The 19,503-nt window shown below is 65.0% G+C and carries 15 protein-coding genes and 1 pseudogene; 7 read left to right on the top strand and 9 right to left on the bottom strand.

The window, feature by feature from the left end; all coding sequences use genetic code 11:
- Nucleotides 1-5: 5 nt before the first annotated feature.
- From U873_RS0116775 to U873_RS0116760, 4 genes are all read left to right on the top strand, one after another.
- Entirely contained in the window at nucleotides 6-764 is a 759-nt protein-coding gene (locus U873_RS0116775; protein ID WP_025129359.1) for an ABC transporter substrate-binding protein, read from the top strand.
- 113 nt (nucleotides 765-877) lie between these two features.
- Nucleotides 878-1,495 carry a GTP cyclohydrolase II gene (gene ribA, locus U873_RS0116770; RefSeq protein ID WP_025129358.1) on the top strand — a complete coding sequence of 206 codons (618 nt, stop codon included), beginning with the start codon at nucleotides 878-880 and terminating at the stop codon, nucleotides 1,493-1,495.
- Nucleotides 1,492-1,911, top strand: a complete 420-nt coding sequence (locus U873_RS0116765; RefSeq protein ID WP_025129357.1) for a hypothetical protein — start codon at nucleotides 1,492-1,494, stop codon at nucleotides 1,909-1,911. The genes ribA and U873_RS0116765 overlap by 4 nt, the downstream gene beginning before the upstream one ends.
- Nucleotides 1,911-2,708: a cobalamin-binding protein gene (locus tag U873_RS0116760; RefSeq protein ID WP_025129356.1), complete on the top strand. Its 798-nt coding sequence runs from the start codon at nucleotides 1,911-1,913 to the stop codon at nucleotides 2,706-2,708. Before U873_RS0116765 ends, U873_RS0116760 begins: the two co-directional genes overlap by 1 nt.
- Before the next feature lie 71 nt (nucleotides 2,709-2,779).
- On the opposite strand, the pseudogene U873_RS34400 reads toward U873_RS0116760, so the two are convergent.
- The 9 genes and pseudogenes from U873_RS34400 to U873_RS0116710 all read right to left on the bottom strand — a co-directional run bounded on the left by U873_RS34400 (nucleotide 2,780) and on the right by U873_RS0116710 (nucleotide 15,604).
- Nucleotides 2,780-4,678 (bottom strand): annotated as a pseudogene (locus U873_RS34400) (TonB-dependent receptor domain-containing protein).
- A gap of 121 nt (nucleotides 4,679-4,799) precedes the next feature.
- Entirely contained in the window at nucleotides 4,800-6,701 is a 1,902-nt protein-coding gene (gene dxs, locus U873_RS0116750; protein WP_025129355.1) for a 1-deoxy-D-xylulose-5-phosphate synthase, read from the bottom strand.
- Between the two features lie 112 nt (nucleotides 6,702-6,813).
- Nucleotides 6,814-7,701 carry a (2E,6E)-farnesyl diphosphate synthase gene (gene ispA, locus U873_RS0116745; protein ID WP_025129354.1) on the bottom strand — a complete coding sequence of 296 codons (888 nt, stop codon included), beginning with the start codon at nucleotides 7,699-7,701 and terminating at the stop codon, nucleotides 6,814-6,816.
- Nucleotides 7,698-7,940: an exodeoxyribonuclease VII small subunit gene (locus tag U873_RS0116740; RefSeq protein WP_025129353.1), complete on the bottom strand. Its 243-nt coding sequence runs from the start codon at nucleotides 7,938-7,940 to the stop codon at nucleotides 7,698-7,700. Before U873_RS0116740 ends, ispA begins: the two co-directional genes overlap by 4 nt.
- 376 nt (nucleotides 7,941-8,316) lie before the next feature.
- The gene (locus U873_RS0116730) at nucleotides 8,317-9,600 is read right to left on the bottom strand and encodes an MFS transporter (protein ID WP_025129352.1); all 1,284 of its coding nucleotides are present in this window, start codon (nucleotides 9,598-9,600) and stop codon (nucleotides 8,317-8,319) included.
- 21 nt (nucleotides 9,601-9,621) lie between these two features.
- Nucleotides 9,622-10,560, bottom strand: a complete 939-nt coding sequence (locus tag U873_RS0116725; protein ID WP_025129351.1) for a LysR substrate-binding domain-containing protein — start codon at nucleotides 10,558-10,560, stop codon at nucleotides 9,622-9,624.
- Between the two features lie 78 nt (nucleotides 10,561-10,638).
- Nucleotides 10,639-12,648, bottom strand: coding sequence for a CocE/NonD family hydrolase (locus tag U873_RS0116720; RefSeq protein WP_025129350.1), 2,010 nt, complete (start codon nucleotides 12,646-12,648; stop codon nucleotides 10,639-10,641).
- Nucleotides 12,649-12,707: 59 nt separating this feature from the next.
- Nucleotides 12,708-14,009 carry an OprD family porin gene (locus tag U873_RS0116715; protein ID WP_025129349.1) on the bottom strand — a complete coding sequence of 434 codons (1,302 nt, stop codon included), beginning with the start codon at nucleotides 14,007-14,009 and terminating at the stop codon, nucleotides 12,708-12,710.
- Nucleotides 14,006-15,604, bottom strand: a complete 1,599-nt coding sequence (locus U873_RS0116710; protein WP_025129348.1) for a BCCT family transporter — start codon at nucleotides 15,602-15,604, stop codon at nucleotides 14,006-14,008. The genes U873_RS0116715 and U873_RS0116710 overlap by 4 nt, the downstream gene beginning before the upstream one ends.
- Before the next feature lie 617 nt (nucleotides 15,605-16,221).
- Between U873_RS0116710 and U873_RS0116705 the strand changes: the two genes are divergently transcribed.
- From U873_RS0116705 to U873_RS0116695, 3 genes are read left to right on the top strand one after another with little or no spacing between them, the layout of a single operon-like run.
- Entirely contained in the window at nucleotides 16,222-17,013 is a 792-nt protein-coding gene (locus tag U873_RS0116705; RefSeq protein WP_025129347.1) for a YfaP family protein, read from the top strand.
- Nucleotides 17,014-17,050: 37 nt separating this feature from the next.
- Nucleotides 17,051-18,763 carry a DUF2138 domain-containing protein gene (locus tag U873_RS0116700; protein WP_025129346.1) on the top strand — a complete coding sequence of 571 codons (1,713 nt, stop codon included), beginning with the start codon at nucleotides 17,051-17,053 and terminating at the stop codon, nucleotides 18,761-18,763.
- Entirely contained in the window at nucleotides 18,748-19,407 is a 660-nt protein-coding gene (locus tag U873_RS0116695; protein ID WP_025129345.1) for a DUF1175 domain-containing protein, read from the top strand. The genes U873_RS0116700 and U873_RS0116695 overlap by 16 nt, the downstream gene beginning before the upstream one ends.
- Nucleotides 19,408-19,503: the final 96 nt, after the last annotated feature.

Genomic DNA, 19,503 nt, shown 5'->3' with positions numbered 1-19,503 from the left:
CAGGCATGGGTGTCAGCCGCGGGCTGCTGGTATTGCTGGTTTTCTGGAACGCTCTTGGCGCCCAGGCCGGCGAGCAGCCGCTACTGCCCCAGCAGATCCGCATTGCCAGTGAAGAGTGGAGCCAGTACACCGAAGCCGATGGCGAAGGCCTGGCCTGGGACATCCTGCGGGAGGTCTTCGAGGTGCAGGGCGTCCGGGTCGAGCGCAGCAGCATGCCCTACACCCGCTCGGTCGGCCTGGTACAGCGCGGTGAAGTGGACGCCCAGGTCGGGGCTTATCGTGACGAGTCCCCCGGGGTGCTCTACCCGCAATGGAACTACGACACCGACCATATCTACTCATTGGGCCTGGCGAGCAATCCCGAGCTGACCCTGGCAACCCTGGGCAGTTACCGGCTGGTCTGGGTGCGTGGCTACAAATACCAGGACTACCTGCCCAATGTTCAGCGCTACAACGAGATCCGGCGCCGGGTCGGCATCCTGCCGATGTTGCTGTACAGCCGTGCCGACTACTACATCGATGCCCGGACCGAGATCGACTACGTGCTCGGCCAGGCCCGGGACCCGGCCCAGTTCAAGCGTACCCACCTGACCGAGCTGCCACTGTACCTGGGGTTCGCCGACACGCCCCGGGGCCGTGCCCTGCTTTCCCTGTACGACCAGCGCATGGAACAGTTGGTGAAAAGCGGCAGCCTGCGCCCGATCTTTCTGCGCTGGAAGCAGCCCTATCCGTTTGACGGAGAGCCGCAACCGGCGGTCCGTTGATCAAACTTATCGATCTTTATCTCCGATAATTCAGCCTAAGCACCCAGTGGAGGCTGCTGTTACAATGCCGCCTCTACGAATCTTGAGCCCTCATACAGATCAGGAGCACAACAGTGCCCGTCGTTTTTGTTGCCGCTTGCAAGCTGCCTACGCCTTTTGCGCAATTCACCATGCATGGTTTTCTCGATGAAGCCACCGGCCGCGAGCACGTCGTGCTCAGCCTCGGCGATATTGCCGACGGCGCGCCGGTGCTCGGCCGTCTGCACTCCGAATGCCTGACCGGCGATGCCTTGTTCAGCCAGCGCTGCGACTGCGGTTCGCAACTGGAAGCGGCCATGCAGGCCGTGGCCCGAGAAGGGCGCGGCGTCATTCTTTACCTGCGCCAGGAAGGCCGCGGCATCGGCTTGCTGAACAAGGTCCGGGCCTATGAGCTGCAAGATGGCGGCGCCGATACCGTGGAAGCCAATGAGCGCCTGGGCTTTGCCGCCGACCAGCGTGACTACGCCATGTGCCTGCCGATGCTCGAGCACCTGGGGGTCAGGTCCCTGCGCCTGATGACCAACAACCCGCGCAAGGTCAGGGCCTTGACCGAGATGGGCATCCAGGTGGCCGAGCGCGTGCCGCTGCACACCGGGCATAACCCTCACAACAAGCTCTACCTGGCGACCAAGGCCAGCAAGCTCGACCACATGATGGGCAACGAGCATCAGGGCGAGGTCGACCGCGCGTGACTCGGGGTCAAGTACGGCGGCGCCTGACCGTCAGCTGGTGGCAATACCTGGCGTTGGCCTTGCTGCCTTTGTTCGTGATCAATGCGGTGTTCGGTAAGGGCGAAGCGATCATGCCGGTGCTGGCGATGCCGTTCTTTATCGCCGGCACGGCCTCGATGTTCGTCAGCCTGCGTTTCTTCAACGGCTACAAGCATGCCTTGATCGCCACCGGTAAAGCCCTCGACACCCCTGAAGAGCCGGCTGCCTGGATCACCCTGGCAGCTCGGCGTCGCGCGGCTTTCCTGGCAGCCTCGTTGCCGGCCTGGATCGGTGCCCTGGCGGTATTCGTCGGCCTGGAAGCCGTGCCGCTCATGCTGCTGGCGCTGTCCAGCGCAGTGCTGTTCTACCTTTACCGTATCCCGCGTCAACTCGCCTGATGCTGCGTTGGCTGGCGCTCCTGTGCCTGCTGGCCAGCGTGCCCGCCCTGGCGGCACCGCGGGTGATTAGCCTGGCGCCATCGCTCTCGGAAATCGTTGTGGAGTTAGGCGCCGCCGAGCTGCTGGTCGGCGTGCTGGATGCCGGCGAGCGCCCGCCACAGATCGCCGGTCTGCCTTCGGTGGGACGCTATGGCCAATTGGATATGGAGCGGCTGCTCAGTCTCAAGCCCGACTTGCTGCTGCTCTGGCCGGGCAGTGTGGGCCCGGCCCAGCGCGAACAGCTGTCACGCCTGGGGATTGCCATCTACGTCGCCGAACCCCATGACCTTCAGCAACTGATTGCGCAGATCGCCGAGCTCGGCGAGCGTCTGGGGCGGCCTGCAGCTGGGCAGCAACTAGCGACGCAGTTGAGTCGGCAATTGAGTCGGTTGCGCGCGCGCTATCACCGCGAGCCCCCCTTGGCCGTGTTCTATCAAGTCTGGGACCAGCCGCTGTACACCGTGGGCGGTGGGCAGATCATCAGTGACGCCTTGAGCGTCTGCGGTGCCCGCAACGTGTTTGCCGAGCAGCCATTGCCGGCGCCTCAGGTCAGTATCGAGTCGGTGTTGCAGCGCAATCCGCAGGCGATCCTCGCCACCGCCCAGGGGCAGCTGGATGCCTGGAAAGCCTGGCCGCAGATTGCGGCAGTGCAGCAGGGGCGGTTGTTGCTGGTAAACGACAAGGGCCTGGAACGGCCCAGCGGGCAGATGATCGCGGCAACCGCCAAGTTGTGTGCGCTGCTCGCGCCTGAGCGCTGAGCCCCTTCGCCGGCGAGCCGGCTCCTACGGGGTCGGTGTAGGAGCTGGCTTGCCAGCGAAGGCGGCGGACCTTACAGCTCAGGCGTCCAGGTCACGCCGAGCATCCAGGTGCGGCCTTCTTCGCGGTAGTTGTGGTTGTTCTGAAAGCCTGGGTCCAAGTGGCTGTACCGCGTGCGGGCATAGGTCTTGTCCAGGGCATTGTCGACTTTCAGCGACAGCTCCACCTCGGAGGTCAGTGTCCAGCTGCTGCGCAGGCCCAGCAGTCCATACCCACCCAGGCGCTTTTTGTTGTCCCTCTCCCCGTAACTGCTGCTTACGGCCTGCCAGCTAGCCCCCAGGGCGAGGCGATCGAAGCGCCGATCCAGGTCGAGGCTCAGGGTTCGGCGCGCTCGTTGTTGTAGGGTTTTCCCGGTCTTGCGATCACGGGGATCGATCATCGCCAGCCCCAGATTGCTCTGCCAGCCGAACAGTTCCTGTTTCAACGTCGCTTCAAAACCATTGATGCGAGCAGAGGCGATGTTCTCCGGGTGCCGTACTTCATTGTTGTAGAGAATCGCCTGGTCGATGTCGGTGCGATACAGCGAGGTTTCCAGGCGGCTGCTTGCCGTCAGCTGGCTGCGCCATTGCAGCTCATAACTCTTGGAGTGTTCGGGCTTGAGGTTGGGGTTGCCGTTCTCCGGGTAATACAGGTCCGTGAAGGTGGGGGCGCGGAAGCCTTCGCTGTAGGACAGCAGTACATCATTGTCCGGGTTCAGCGGCAGGGTGAAGGTGCCGCTCCAGGTGTTCTGGCTGCCATATTGCTGGTTCTGGTCGCGGCGCAGCCCCAGCTCAGTGGAGAAGCTGTCGCCCTGGAAGCGATGCTGGATAAAGGCCGCTCGGTTCCAGCGGCTGTCCTCATCGTAGGCGGTGCTGGCATTGACCCGGTCCTCGTACCAGTCGGCACCCAGGATCAGGCTGTTGTGCTCGTCCAGAGTCAGGTCATTTTGCCAGTTCAGCGAATCCCGGTAGGTATTGAACGCGGCACGTTCGTCGCTGAGCTTGTCGTGCTTGAAGTCACGATTCTCGGCGTGGCCGATTTCCACGCGCGATTGCCAGTGCTCGTTGAGCCGCGCATCAATAAAGCTGCTGACACTGCTGACTGTGAAGTCGGTATAGGGCTGCTGTTCTACGCTCCGCCCGGTGGCCATGACATAACGCCCGAAAGGACTGTCGTATTCGCTGCGCCCGCGGTTGTCCAGCAGGTTCAGGCCCGCCTCCACATCCTCATTGAAGGAGTGGCTCAGGCTCAGGCTCAGAGACTGATTGCGGTAGGCGTCATGGTCCTTGTCACTGGGATAGGACTCCCGGGTCGAATCGATCCCGGCAGTTTCATCCAGGCTGGCACCAAGGCTGAAGCGGGTACGCTCATCACCGCCGGAAAGGCCGAGGCTGCGCTCCTAGGTCTGGTTACTGCCGAATCCCACATGCATGCGCCCTTGCAGCCCTTGCTGGGCGCCGCGGCGGGTGAAGATCTGGATCACCCCGCCAATCGCGTCGCTGCCATAGATCACCGAGCGTGAGCCGCGCAGCACTTCCACCCGTTCGATCTGCTGGACATTCAGGTATTGCAGGTTGCTGTCGCCGGACGATGAGCTGCTGATGCGCTGGCCATCCACCAGCACCAGGCTCTGGGCCGATCCGGTGCCGCGCAGGTAGATGCCCGGCAGGCTGCCGCGGCCACCGCTGCGTGCGATCTGCACGCCGGGCACCCGTTGCAGCAGGTCGGTGAGGCTGCTGGGTTGCAGGCGGTCGATGTCTTCCCGGGTGAACACCGTGTTGGCGGCGCTGCTGTCGTTGCGCGCTTCGACCTGGCGGTTGGCGCTGATCAGCATCTCGGGCAGTTTCAGCGCCTGATCACGGTCGGGGGTGTCGGCAAAGAGTTCAGCGCAGGGCAGAAGGCAAAGCGGCAGGGCCAGGCGAGCAAGTTTCATGGCTATTCCGTTAGCGCGGCTCGGCCTTCGCCGCAAGGTATGAGAGGCCGGGAAAGGGACGGCTGGAAAGCACCGCCCGCATGGCGGGCGTGCAGCAGCGGCTACAGCTAGCCGCTGTGGGTCAGGCCAGGCCCAGCAGCTGTAGGCGCTGGCGTACCGAGGCTTCGATGCCGGCTTCGTCGAGGCCGCATTCGGCAAGCATCTGCGCTGGCTTGGCGTGTTCGACGTAGGCGTCTGGCAGGCCCAGGTGCAGGATCGGCTTGAGGAGGCCTTCGCGAGCCAGGAACTCGCTGACCGCGCCGCCGGCGCCGCCCATGATGGCGTTCTCTTCGACGGTCACCAGCAGTTCGTGGCTGGCGGCAATCTCGCGCACCAGGGCTTCGTCCAGGGGTTTGACGAAGCGCATGTCGACCACGGTGGCATCGAGTTTCTCGGCCACTTGCAGGGCTTCGGCCAATTGCACGCCAAACACCAGCAGCGCCACTTGCCGGCCCTGGCGACGGATCACGCCCTTGCCGATCTCGATCGGCTCCAGGTCTTTGTCGATCGGTGCATTGGGACCGGTGCCGCGCGGGTAGCGCACGGCGGCCGGGCCGTTGTACAGGTGGCCGGTGCTGAGCATCTTGCGCAGTTCGTTCTCGTCGCTCGGGGTCATCACCAGCATGCCGGGGATGCAACGCAGGTAGGACAGGTCGAAGCTGCCGGCGTGGGTCGGACCGTCTTCACCCACCAGGCCGGCGCGGTCGATGGCAAACAGCACGTCGAGGTTCTGCACCGCGACATCGTGGATCAGCTGGTCATAGCCACGCTGGAGGAAGGTCGAATAGATCGCCACCACCGGCTTGGCGCCCTCGCAGGCCATGCCGGCCGCCAGGGTCACCGCGTGCTGCTCGGCGATCGCCACGTCGAAGTAGCGCAGCGGGAAGCGCTCGCTGAAGGCCACCAGGTCCGAGCCTTCCTTCATCGCCGGGGTGATGCCCACCAGGCGCGGGTCGGCAGCGGCCATGTCGCACAGCCATTCGCCGAATACCCCGGAATACTTCGGTCCGCCGGCCTTCTTCGGTGCGGCCGCCGGAGCGTCCAGGGGTTCGAGCTTGGTGATGGCGTGGTAGCCGATCGGGTCGACCTCCGCCGGAGCGAAGCCCTTGCCCTTCTTGGTCACCACGTGCAGGAACTGCGGGCCTTTAAGGTCACGCATGTTGCGCAGGGTGGCGATCAGGGTCGGCAGGTCGTGGCCGTCGATGGGGCCGATGTAGTTCCAGCCCAGCTCTTCAAACAGGGTGCCGGGGACCAGCATGCCCTTGGCATATTCTTCGGTGCGACGGGCGATCTCCCAGGCTCCAGGCAGGCGCGACAGTACTTTCTTGCTGCCTTCGCGCATGCTGGCGTAGGTACGGCTGGAGAGGATCTTGGCCAGGTAGTTGGACAGGCCGCCGACATTGCGCGAGATCGACATGTCGTTGTCGTTGAGGATCACCAGCATGTTGGCGTCCACTTCCGGCGCGTGGTTCAGGGCCTCGAAGGCCATGCCCGCGGTCAGGGCGCCGTCGCCGATCACCGCGATGGCCTTGCGCTCGCTGTGCTGCAGGCGGGCGGCAATCGCCATGCCCAGGGCGGCACTGATGGACGTGCTGGAGTGGCCGACGCCAAAGGTGTCGTACTCGCTCTCGGAGCGCCGAGGGAAGGCGGCCAGGCCGTCCTTCTGGCGCAAGGTGGCCATTTGCTCGCGGCGCCCGGTGAGGATCTTGTGCGGATACGCCTGGTGACCCACGTCCCACACCAGCCGGTCGTCCGGGGTGTCGAACACGTAATGCAACGCGATGGTCAGCTCGATGACCCCGAGGCCGGCACCGAAGTGCCCACCGGTCTGGCCGACCGTGTAGAGCAATTCCAGGCGCAACTCATCGGCCAGGGTTTCCAGCTCGGCTTCACCTAACCGGCGCAGGCCGTCCGGCGTCTGGGCACGGTCGAGCAGCGGCGTGGTCGGGCGTTTGCGGGGAATCTCATGAAACGTCGTGGGCATCAGGCGAATCGTTATAGGTATAGAAAGAGGCGGCAGTTTACCTTATGCATCGCAAGCTGCCCACGCAGAGCGCCGAACTTGGCCGATATGCGGTCTGTCGCGGGACCGCCGATCAGCTGCGGCGCTCGACGATATACCGCGCCAGCTCGCGCAGCGGCTCTGCCGCTGCGTCAAACGGCCGCAGGGCATGCAGCGCCTGGTCTCGCAGCTCCAGGGCGTAGTCCTTGGCAGCCTCCAGGCCCAGCAGGGCCGGGTAGGTAGGCTTGTCCCTGGCAATGTCGGCTCCCTGGCGCTTGCCCAGGGTCGCGGTATCGCTCTCGACGTCGAGGATGTCGTCCTGCACCTGGAACGCCAGGCCGATGGCCCGGGCATAGGTCTGCAAGGATTTCAGCTCGTCCTTCTCGGCCAGGCCGCTGGCCAGGGCACCGAGGATGACGCTGGCTTCGATCAAGGCACCGGTCTTGTGCCGGTGCATGTACTCCAGGGCTTGCTGATCGAGCTTGAGGCCTACCGAGCCCAGGTCGATGGCCTGACCGCCGACCATGCCCGCCGGGCCTGCGGCCTGGGCCAGGGTGGTGACCATGCGCAGGCGGATCTCGGCACTGGCGTCGCTCAGGCTCGGGTCCAGCAGGGCGCTGAAGGCCAGGCTCTGCAGGCCGTCGCCGGCGAGGATCGCGCAGGCCTCATCGAAGGCTTTGTGGGTGGTGGGCTGGCCACGACGCAGATCGTCATCGTCCATGGCCGGCAAGTCGTCGTGCACCAGGGAGTAAGCGTGAATCAGCTCCACCGCACAGGCGGCGCCATTGGCCTGTTCCGGCTGGCCACCGAGGGCCTCGCAGGCGGCATAGGCCAGTAGCGGGCGCACGCGCTTGCCGCCATTCATCACGCTGTAGCGCATGGCTTCATAGAGGCGGGCAAGCTCGGGGCTCGGGGCGCTGAACAGGGATTGCATGGCTGCGTCGACGCGGGCCTGGCTGGCGGCCTGATAGGCGCTGATCATTCTGCTTGTTCCGCGTCGAAAGGCTGTTCCGCCAGCTCGCCATCGCGTTCCAGCAGGATCTGCACTTTCTGTTCGGCCTGGGCCAGGGCGGCCTGGCAGTCGCGAGTCAGGCCGATGCCTTGTTCGAAGGCGGTCAACGAGTCTTCCAGCGACAGCTCGCCGTTCTCCAGACGCTCGACCAGGGTTTGCAGGTCGGCGAGGGATTGTTCGAAATCTAAGGCAGCTTTTTTGCGGGCCATGGTGGCTATCCCGGTTGACGTTAAACCGGCGCGACACTAGCAGACACCGGGGTTTCGGGCAAATGAGCGGTGCCCTCCGAGAACGCCCGGGGCCCTGGAAAAACCCATGTCTCGCGGCTACCGGCAGGGTTTGGCCGCCAAGGCAATGGCCAGGTTGATGATGAGCGGGGCCAGAGCCTGCGGGATGGCGGCATCCTGGTGCAGGGCGGCGCACTGAAAGTGCGCTGCACCGGCTCGTCATAACGGCGCCGGGCGTCTGGTGGCCAGCTTGGGCGGGCTCCAGAAACCTCGGAGCCTGAGGTTCACGCCTCTGCTCCGAAAAGGACGCCGCAGGAGATTCCCAGCGGCCTGACGCCCAGCCCCACTCGGATCTTGCTCAACGCGCCTGTTCTTCCAGGGACGCTTCGCTGATCACTAACTCCTCGGGCACTTCGTCGACCCGTGGGTCCAGGGTGGCGGCCAGCACACTGATCGGATGCTCGGGCATGGCCACGTGCTGCAAGGGCGCGCCCTCGACCAGAAACTCCCCGGTGACTCGACTTGGTTGTACCCGCCAGGCCAACAGCAGGGCGCACAGGGAAAACACCAGGTAAAAGGCGTTGTGGCCGTAAAGCTTCATCAGTGCCCCGCACAGCAGCGGCCCGAGGCAGGCGCCCACGCCATGGGTGGCCAGGAGCATGGCGCTCAGGGCCACGCGCTGGGGCTGCTCGATGTTGTCGTTGGCCAGGGCCACCGCCAGCGGATAGAGGGTGAACAGCAGCAGGCCGCTGAGAAAACCGAACAACAGCAATACGCTGAACGACAGGTCGAGCAGCCCCCACAAAGGGATCGCCACCAGGCACAGGGTCAAGGCGCAGGCACGAATCAGCCGCGAACGGTCGATGCGGTCCGACAGCCAGCCGATCGGCCACTGGCCGCAGAGCCCGGCAAGGATCGCCACGGCGACGAAGGTGCCGGCCTGGGCCGCATCCAGGCCGCTCAGGGTAATGAACACCGGTGCCAGGGCGTAGAAGGAGCCGACCATCAGGCCGGTGATGAATACCGTGCTCAAGGCTTGCGGCACCCGCCGCCAGAAAAAACCGATCTGCAACGGAGCCGCCACCAGCTTGGCCGGGTGCAGGCGTCGGGTCAGGGCCACTGGCAGCAGGCAGGCGGCAAAGCACAGGGCGACGATCAGCAGCGGCTTGAAGTCCAGTTCCGGGCGCCAGATCAATACGCTCTGGCCGAGGATCAGGCCCAGGGAAACCGCCACCATGTAGCCGGCGAATACTGCGCCGCGCTGGTTGTTGTCCGCCTGCTCGTTGAGCCAGCTCTCGATCACCATGTACTGGTTCATCATCACCAGGCCGGTGATGAAGCGCAGTACCAGCCACAGCCACAGGTCTTCGAACAGCACATGCAGCAGGACAATCATGGTGGCCGCACCGGCACAAGCCACGTAGGAGCGGATGTGGCCGACGGCGGCGATCATCTGGTGGCCGAACTTGGCGCCACAGACCATGCCGGCGTAGTAGGCGGCGGTCAGGCCGCCGATCCACAGTTCGTCGACACCGTCACTGGCCAGGCGCAGGCCGATAAAACTGAAGAACAACCCGTTGCCGGTCAGCATCAGGATGGTGGCGCAATACAGCGCGGGAAAGGTCAGCAGAGTCAGGTTCATGAGGTCGTCAGGTACGTTCGGTCAGGGACCGGCTTCATTGGCAGGGGAGGTGTGGTCCAGCAGCCACTGGCGAAAGCGCCGGACGGCCGGTGGCGGATTGCGATGGTGCGGTTGCATCAGGTTCAGCCGCCCGCGGCTGGGCATGCGATCGGGCAGCGCCCGTTGCAGGCGCCCGGCGGCGAGTTCCCCCTGCAGCAGGCTTTCCCAGCCCAGGGCCACGCCCTGGCCCATGACTGCCGACTGCATCAGCAGCTGGTAGCTGTTGGTGCGCAGGGCGTGTCGCGGCGAATGGTAGGTGGCGCCCACCGCGCTGAACCAGTCGGCCCAGGTCAGCCAGTCGTGATAGTGGTCTTCGACGATCAGCAGGCGGTGTTCTTCCAGCAGGTGCTGCGAGTCGCGGATCGGTCCCTTGCGGCTCAGGTAGTCCGGGCTGCACACGCTGATCACCTGTTCGCTGGCAAACACCGGGGTCAGCTCCAGCCCCAGGGGCGCCGGCAGTTCGTCGAGGTGATAGAACAGCCCCAGGTCGTACTCGCTGACGTCCAGGTGCAAGGGGCTTTCGCTGCACAGGATGCGGATGTCCAGGTCCGGGAACAGGTGCTGGAAATGCGGCAGCAGGCGCGCCAGCCAGATCGAGCTGATGGTCGGGGTGCTGGCCAGGGTCAGTTGGCGTTCGGCGCCGCGTCGGCGCAGCTCGGCAGACTCGCGATCCAGTTCCCGCAGCAGGCGCTGGATGGTGCGAAAATAGCGCTCGCCGGCCGGGGTCAGGCTGATGCCCAGGCTGTGGCGGTGGAACAGCGGGCGCGCGAGGTTTTCCTCCAGCCGCTTGATCTGGCGGCTCACCGCGCTCTGGGTCAGGTTCAGTTCCTGGGCGGCCCGGGTAAAGCTCAGGTGGCGGGCCACCGCCTCGAAAGGCTGCAGGCAGTTGAGGGGCGGGAGATCGACGTTTCGACGTGACATAGGGGTACCCGACTGCAGGGGGCGGGCGCTGTCTTCAGCCGCCCGCCATGTCTCAGAGATAGGGCATCCTGCCACGCTTTACAGGGTGGATCGGGCGATCCGTCGCTGCCACTGGCGCTGATGGGTCTGCTGGCCATCGCAACGCGCCACCTGTTCGGCCTCCAGGTAGAACCACTGGGCGTCGGCGTGCAGGTGCAGCCGGCTGTCCACCTCTACCGACCATGCGTCGCGGCCGACGCGGTAGCTCCACTGGATGTCTGCCCGGGTCGACAGTGGGTCCCAGGGCAGCGTGCGGTATTGCTCGGTGCAACGCTGGTCGACCCACAGGCCGTGATCGAGGAAACGCATGGCGCCCAGGTCATCGTCGATGCGCACACAGACTTCGCCGCTGCCCACATCTTCGCTGAGGGTGCGCTTGGGCGCCGCTGCGCGGATGATTTCCAGGTTGGCCGGTGGCGCGCTCTGCGGCGCCTCGAACGGGCACTCCACCGCCTCGCCGGTAAACACCGGCAGTTGCACGCTCTGCAGCTCGGGCAGCAGGGTCAGGGTGGCCAGCTCGCGGCTGGGCCACAGCAGGGGGAAGCTTGCGGTGCTCAGGGCCAGGCGCAGGCGATAGCCGGCGGGCAGGCGGTAGCCGACATGATCCAGGCTCAGGCGGACCTGCAAGGGTTCGCCGGGCACTGGCGGGTTGGCCACGGCGAAGTCGTCCCGCAGGTTGAGGTTCAGGGTGCCATAGGTGATCTGCGCCACTTGGCCATCCGGTGCCACGGCGTTCAGCCGGGCGACGATCTGCCCGCAAGGCTTGTCCGACTTCAGCCGCAGGTCCAGGCGCACATCCCCCAGCAGGGCCAGTGGCGCGTCCAGCGGCGGGCTGTCGAAGCACAGCGAGTGGGCGTCATCCCGGCGCTGGTCGGTGGGGCCGTCCGGGCCGAACCAGATGGCACAGTATTCGCCCTGGTGCAGGCCGGTGGTCAGGGGCGAGCAGATGCTGCGCTCCTGGCCCAGGGCCTGTTCGCCGGCCAGCAGCCCAGAGTCGCCGAGGCTGAAGTCCTGCCATTGCACCTGGGGATCGGGCCAGCCTGCGGTCTGCACCCAGGTGCCCGGGCGCTCGGCGTAGCTGCCCTTGGGCGCGACCGCGTCTTGCAGGTAGAAAGCACAGGCCGGTTCGTCCATCACGCCATTGTCGATGCCCTTGAGCCAGTGGTCCCACCAGCGCTTGGCCTCTTGCAGGAACCCGATGGCCGGGTTGGGCACGGCGAAGTGCGGGTACTTGTGGATCCAGGGGCCGAGCATGGCCTTCTTGGGAGCGCTCAGGTGCTGCATCAGCCGCGGCACGGTGTTCTTGTAGGCATCACCCCAACCGCCAACGCAGTACACCGCCGCCTTGATTGCCGCGTAGTCCTCGCACACCGAGCCCTGGCGCCAGTAAGCGTCGCGGGTCTGATGCTGCAGCCAGGTTTCGGCGAGCATCGGCATGGCGTCCAGGCGCTGCTGCCAGAGGGCTTGCCAGTCATCCACCAGCAGCGGGTCCGGTGCTGCGGCGCTGAAGTTGAGCATGGTTGCGGCCCAGCCCTGGTTCTCCATCAGCAGATTGCCGCCCTTGTAATGGATATCGTCGGCGTAGCGATCATCGGTGGAGCACAGGGTGATGATGGCTTTCAGCGCCGCAGGCTGGCGAGCCGCCACCTGCAGGCTGTTGAAGCCGCCCCAGGAAATGCCCATCATCCCCAGGTTGCCGTCGCACCAGGGCTGGGCGCAGAGCCAGTCCAGCACTTGGAGGGCGTCCTCCTGTTCCTGGGGCAGGTATTCGTCGGCCATCAGGCCCTGGGATTCACCGTTGCCGCGCATGTCCACCCGCACACAGGCATAGCCCTGGCCGGCCATCCACGGATGGCTCAGTGCATCGCGTACCGCAGTACCGTCGCGCTTGCGGTAGGGCAGGTACTCGAGGATCGCCGGATAGGGTTTTGCATCACGGGCGTCGGCCGGCAGCCAGATGCGCGCCGCCAGGTGGGTGCCGTCCCGCAGAGGGATCAGGCAGTGCTCGATCTCGCGGATCGGGTGGGGGAAATCGTGGATAACGTCCATTCGACACTCCAGTCGATAAAAGGCCACCGCCCGGATTGGCCGGGCGGCGAGCGGGGCGATCAAAGCAGGCTGAAGGGGTATTCGGTGATCAGGCGGATGTGATCGACGTTGCCGTCCGAGGTCCCGCGGATGCGATGGGTGCCCTGGCGCAGGGTCAGGGACAGGTCCTTGGCCGGGCCGGTCTGTAGCACGTAGCGCACGTCGATATCCCGTTCCCAGTGCTTTTCGTTGTCGGCGTAGTAGCGGTAGGGGCTGCCTACCGGCACCCGTCGACCGTCGACGTGGCTGCCGCGGATGTAGCGGGTGTTGAGCGACAGGCCGGGCATGCCGAGCGGCGCGAAGTCGAGCTTGTAGCCCAGGCTCCAGGAGCGCTCGCCCGGGCCGTTGAAGTCGGCGATCAGCGAGGAGTTGGCCAGGTAGATCGAGTCGTGGAAGCCGCCCCCGCCCAGGGCCAGGTAGTCGAACGGCTGGTTTCCGTGAATGCGCTGGTGGGCCAGGGTGAAGGTCTGCGGCCCGCTCTTGAGGGCCAGCGCCGCCGACCAGGCAGTGGTCGCGATATCCCCGGCCAGGGCCTGGCCGTCATCCAGGGAACGGTAGAGGTTGAGGTCCAGGTTCAAGCTGCGGTACGCCTCGGCATCCAATGGCTGGTCGAGGTTGAGATTGACGTAGTGCTGGCGCCACAGGTCTTCGTAGCGTGCGCTGTAGAGGCTCAGGCCGATTTGTGGATGCACCTGGTAGGTGCCGCCGAGATAGTCCACGTCGCCGCCTTCGACTCCGGCATAGCCGGCGTAGAAGCCGCCGCGATGGCCAGTCTGGTTGAAGTCCCTGGCGGCGGTGAAATGGCCGCCCTCCACCAGCAGGCCCTCGGCCTCGCGGCTGGTGAAGGCGAAACCGCTGGCGGTGGCCGGCATGATGCGGCTGTCCGCCAGGGCCAGCACCGGGTTCTGCGGGCGCAGGTCGCCGTACTTGAGCTCGGTATTGGACCAGCGCATTTTCAGCGCTGCGCCGGCGGTGGCCGACTCATCGCGGCTGTGGCCAGCCCCGTCGCTGACCAGCAACTGGGTGCGCGCCCGCCCACCGCCACTGTCGAGTTTGGTGGCGAAGTAGGCGTGGGCGTCCAGGCCAAAGCCCAGGGGGCCCGGGGTGTAGCCGGAGCGGTAGTCCAACTGCAGGCCCTGGGCCCATTCGCGGCCATCCTTGTCGCGGTCGCGATAGTCGTTGTTGCGGTAGTAGTTGCGCACCAGAGCGTTGATCCGGCTGTCTTCGATAAAACCCCGGGCTGCCTCCTGGCCGGCACCTGCCAGCAACGGGCAGCACAGTGCCAGGCCCGCGCTCTGCAGGGCGAGATGACGGATTTTCATGGGGTCGGCTCCAGGGCCGGATGAGCCGGAGTCGAGAGGGCGGCCGGGGGCGGCGTCGACGGCTCTTGCATGGCCGTCGGCTGGGCCAGCAGGGCGGGATTCTTCAGCCAGATGATCAGCGCGCTGCTGGCCAGCAGGACGATGAGCATACCGGGCAGGCCACCGAGGTTGGAGAGCATCTTGACCCCGTCGATGCCGACGAAGGCCACCATGACCCAGGACACGCTGCCGATGATCACGCCCCAGACCACCTTGAGCAGCGGGCTGCCGTCCAGGTCCGAGTCGGCGGTGACGCCGCGGCTGCACAGGTTGCCGATCACGTCGGTGCTGGAGTCGGCCGCAGTGACGAAGGAGATGAAGGCGATGAACAGCAGGAAGGCGATCATCAGGCCAGAGGCCGGCAGTTGCTGGAACATCTGGTACAGCACGTGCTCCACCCCCTGCTCATTGAGCACGCGGTTGAGCGCGCCGGAACCCTGGGCGTCGAAGTACAGGCTGCAGCCAGAGAAGATGCAGATCCACAGGGCGGTGAACAGGGCCGGGTAGAGCATGTTGGTGTGGATGAACTCGCGCACCGTGTAGCCCCGGCCGATCTTGCCGAGGAACAGCGCGCTCACCGGGGCCCAGGCAAACCATACTGACCAGTAGAACACCGTCCAGCTCTGGGGCCAGTTGTCGCCGCTGGCGGCACCGGTGAACAGGCTACGGCTGAAGAAGGTCTGCAGGTACAGGCCGATGGACTCGACGCCGAGGCTGAGCATGTACAGGGTCGGCCCGCTGACCAGCACGAACAGCCCCAGGGCCAGCATGATCCAGGTATTGAAGGTCGAGAGCTTGACGATGCCTTTCTGCAGGCCGCTGGCGGCCGAGGCGACGAAGGTGATGACGATCACCGCGATGATCAGGGCCAGGCGCAGGGGCGTGGTCTCGCCGCCGATGTACTGGCTCAGGCCGCCGGACAGGGTCAGCGCGCCGGTGCCCAGGGACGAGGCCATGCCGGCCACCAGGGCAAACATCGCCAGGGTGTCGATCAGCCCGGCATAGCGCTTGACCCGCTCGGCGCCGATCAGCGGCTGGAGCATGGCTCCGATGGAGAAGTTGCTGCGCAGGTTGTAGAACACCAGGGCGAACACCAGCGACGGCACCAGGTAGATGGCATAGGGCGTCAGGGTCCAGTGCAGGAACATGGTGGACATGGCGAAGCTGGTGGCTTCGGGGCTACCGGGCGCGATCTTCAGGCTGCTGGGCGGGCCATACAGGTGATAGAGCGGCTCGGCGGTGGTCCAGAACAGTACGCCGACCGCCAGGGTGGTGCACAGCGCCACCATGAACCAGCGCCATTTGCTCAGCAGTGGCTGGGCGTCTTCACCGCCGATGCGCACTCGCCCCAGGGGCGAGAAGTAGACGATCGCGGTCAGTACCACCAGCAAGAACGAACTGGCGCTGAACAACCAGGAGAAGTTGTCGAGGATCATCCGATTGAGGGTTTTGCTCACGGCCAGGAAGGCCTGCAGATCAAGGTAGCTGGCAATCACTGCGGCCAGCAGAATCAGAAAGGTGGGCCAGAAGACCAGCGGCCGTAACGGATACTTCATGAGTGAGGCGCTCCCGTTGATTATATTTTTTATGGCCAGGCGAGGCGTCACAGCACTGAGCGGTGGGTCGGTCAGCGTCATGTGCAATCCTGCGGCGTCCCTAGATAAGCGTTTCCGGGCGCGGCGAAGCAATCGATGAATAGGTATGGGGTCATTCCCTGGGGGAATGTGCAGCGTGCCAGACGCCGGCTCGGACGCTTCGTTCCGCCCCTGCTCATTGCCGCCAAAGAGGCATTCCAGAGAGCTTGCCAGGGCTCTTTCGAGCGCCTGTGCAAGGGCATTGGCAACGCGCTGGCAAGTTTGGGCTGATGGGCTGTTTTCCGGCGGATGGGGACTCGAACCAGGGCCTCTTGATGGGGGCAGGAGCGGGGCGGCAACCGCCGCTTGCAGGCTAGGGGGGCTGGTCGATGATATCGCCATAATGGCACTTTGCGCGTGGGTTTCAGGAGCGTGCCAATTCCCTCGCAAAAACCCTGTTGGCCAATTGTGCAACCGTCGCCAAGTCGCTAATCTGCGGCCTTTCCAACGCCCATTTCGCCGGGCGATTTTTCACGTGTTTGCAGCCGCGCCGAGGATCTGGCGCCAGGGTTTCCCCCATGCATGGCAGGACGCAGTACATGCGCGCATTCTTCTCTTTTCTGCTGCCCCTGCTGATGGCCGGGACGGCGTTCGCCGAACCCTCCGCCGAGCTGCAGGAGCCCCTGGCCGGCTGGCGCTATTCCGGACTGCTCGACCGCACCGAACAGGACCGGGTGGCCTACCCGACGCCACCGATCGACCGCGGCATCCAGCGCAACCGCACCATGATAGAGGGCCAGCTCAAGGCCATCGGTCATCTGCGCCAGCCCCACAGCCTGTCGGTCAACGGCAATCCGTTGAACCTCTACACCGACGAACAGGGCCGCTTCGGCCGGCCCTATGCCTTTGGCGCCGGTTCCAACAGCGTTGAAGTGCGCAGCTCCGAAGGCAAGTCTCTCAAGCGCGTGCAGTTCTACGAGGCCAATCAGAACAAGACACCGCCGCGGATCCGCGTGGTGCTGGGCTGGGACGATCCCAAGGCCGAGCTGGACATGCACATCATTACCCCCGACGGCCAGCACGCTTTCTTCGGCCATCCCGGCCTGACCAATGGCGGCGGCCTGGACCCGGACGGGGTCGACGGGCCGGGCCCGGAAATGTTCACCATGACCGCGCCGCTGCGGGGCACCTATCTGATCTACGTCAACTACTGGGGCAACTACGGCAGTGGCGGGTACAACTTCGACGAAGGCAGCAATCAGAATGAGGTGATCACCTCGCAGATCAACCTGATCCTTAACGAAAACACCGTCGATGAGAAACGCGAGACCTTTATCGTGCCCATGCGGGCCATCGGCGACCTGTTGCTGGTCAAGTCTTTCAACTATTGAACATCCCGCACCACGGATGAATTGGGCTTTGTGAATCATGAGCGAAAACACAGCATCCCCGGTGGCCGGCGTCCCCGGCACTGAACAACCCGGCAGCAAGCGCCGCTGGCCGGTCCTGGTCATGGGCCTGTGCCTGGTGGCTGCAGCGATCACGGTGGTGGGGTGCAAGCCCAAGACCCCGGTGGCGGAACTGGCTGGCGACAAACTGGGCCTGAGCCGTCCCGATGGGCTGCTGGAGACCCATTCCCTGGCGCAGTTGCCCAAGGACCTGCTGGCGGTGCCGTTTCTCAAGGAAACCCTGACCGAGGACTTCGTCTTTTATTACCAGACCCACGCCGACCGCCTGGGCCTGATTGGCAGCCTGCGGCGGATCATCTACGAGCATGACCTGAAACTGCAGGACAGCCTGATCGAGCAACTGTTCGACCAGCCTGCGGATGTGGCGCTGTGGCGCGGCCTGGATGGGCGCCTCAAGGACTTCCTGCTGGTGATGGACCGTGGCGGCCTGGCCAAGCTGCTGGAACCTCTGGCCAAGGTGGCCCTGGATGATACCCAGTTGAGCAAACTGGCGGAGCTCAAGGTCGGCGGCGACGCCGTGGCGCTCTATCAACTGAACTACAACGCTGGCAAATCCCTGCTGTTCGCTTCCCACGGCGACAAGCTGGTGGTGCTGTCCAACCCGGCCAAGCTGTATGACCCGAGCACCGGGGCTGATGACGAGCATGGCGCGGTGTCCACCACCGCGCTGGAAGCCTTGCTCAATGGCGACAAGCTGTTCCCCGAGGCCTTTGGCCTTGAGGCGCGCAAACCCGAGGTGCAGCAACGGCTGGCGGTCAATGCCAGTGTCCTGGCCATGGGTTACCAGCGCTTTATCCCCAGCTTCGCCGGCCTGCGCTTCGACATGGATGACAAGGGTTGGCACAGCTACCTGGCCATGGAAGAGCAGGACGACCAGCCGGACCTCGACTTCAAGCCGATCTGGCAGGCCATGCCCATGGGCGCCAGCGCCTGCGTGGCCTTGCCATTGGCGGCGGAGCAGCAGAAGCCGTTGCTGGTCAAGCTGGGTGCCGAAGAAGCGGTGGCCAGCACCCTGACCGAGCACATGGCCGGGACCGCCGGCCTGTGCTGGTATGCCGACTCGCGGCTGTACACGCCGTTGCTGGTGGCCAGCCTCAAGGACAAGGACAACGCCAAGCTCGACGCCGATCTGGGCAAGCTGTTCGGTTCCATGGTCGGCACCCGGGAAAGCAAGGTGGCGGAGCGCATCTTCCCGGTGGTCGAGCAGCAGAACGGCGACGTGCACCAGTGGCAGCGCCAGGTCAGTTCCAACTTCGGCCAGTACCCGGCCAAGGAAGCCAAGGACCCGCAAACCATCACCGGCCGCGCCTTCATGCAGGTCAGCCTGGCCCGCCATGGCTCGACCCTGGTGTTCTCCCTGGATGACAAGCTGGTGAACAAGGCCCTGGGCACCCTGGACAAGCGCTTCCCGCCCCTGGCGGACGTGGTGCCCAAGGATGCACTGATGCCGGTGTACCTGGGCCCGCAGTCCCTGGCCCAGCTGATCCAGCAGGAAACCTTCGACAGCCTGCCCCAGGACATGGAGCCGGTGTTCAACAACGCCGCGCAAACCTACCTGGTGCCCAAGCTGCGCACCCTCGGCGGTTATGGCAAGTACGCCCTGACCCTGCCCGAAGGCAGCAAGCCCGACGGTCACTGGCAATGGCTGCCCCTGCAATGGCGTGCCCTGTGAGTGCAGTGCGCAAAAGCCTGACCTGCCTCGGCCTGCTGGCCCTGTTGCTGAGCGGTACCGTGGGCGCGACCCAGGCTCCGCCCCTGGACGTGCAGCAGTCCCAGGTGTTCCGTGCCTGGTTCGTGCGCATCGCCCAGGAGCAGTTGAGCCAGGGCCCGAGCCCCCGCTGGTATCAGCAGGACTGCGCGGGCCTGGTGCGTTTTGCCGCCAACGAAGCGCTCAAGGTTCACGACAACAAATGGCTGCGGGCCAACGGCCTGAGCAATCGCTACCTGCCGCCGGAGCTGCAACTGAGCGAAGGTCAGCGCGGCCTGGCCCAGCAGTGGCAGCAGGGCGGCGGCCAGACCGGGCCCTACGTCAATGCGATCAAGCTGATCCAGTTCAACAGCCACCTGGTGAGCCGTGACCTGGGCCAGGCGCGCCCCGGTGACCTGTTGTTCTTCGACCAGGGCGACGACCAGCACCTGATGATCTGGATGGGCCGCAACATCGCCTATCACACCGGCACCACCACTCCCACCGACAACGGCATGCGCTCGGCTAGCGTGCAGCAACTGATGACATGGAAGGACACTCGATGGATACCCGACTCAGCCAACCCCAACTTCATCGGCATCTATCGCCTGAACTTCCTCACCCAATGAACGAATCCCATGCAAGCTGCGTGAAGACTGCTGCGTTCGCCAATACTGCGTTGAAAACGGGCTCGGAATGCTCATTTACAGCCAGTAAACTGCGCT

It is taken from the genome of Pseudomonas sp. PH1b (assembly GCF_000633395.1).
Classification (GTDB): domain Bacteria; phylum Pseudomonadota; class Gammaproteobacteria; order Pseudomonadales; family Pseudomonadaceae; genus Aquipseudomonas.
Note: the sequence above shows the minus strand (reverse complement) of the source record. Positions and strands in the feature narration are given on the sequence as shown.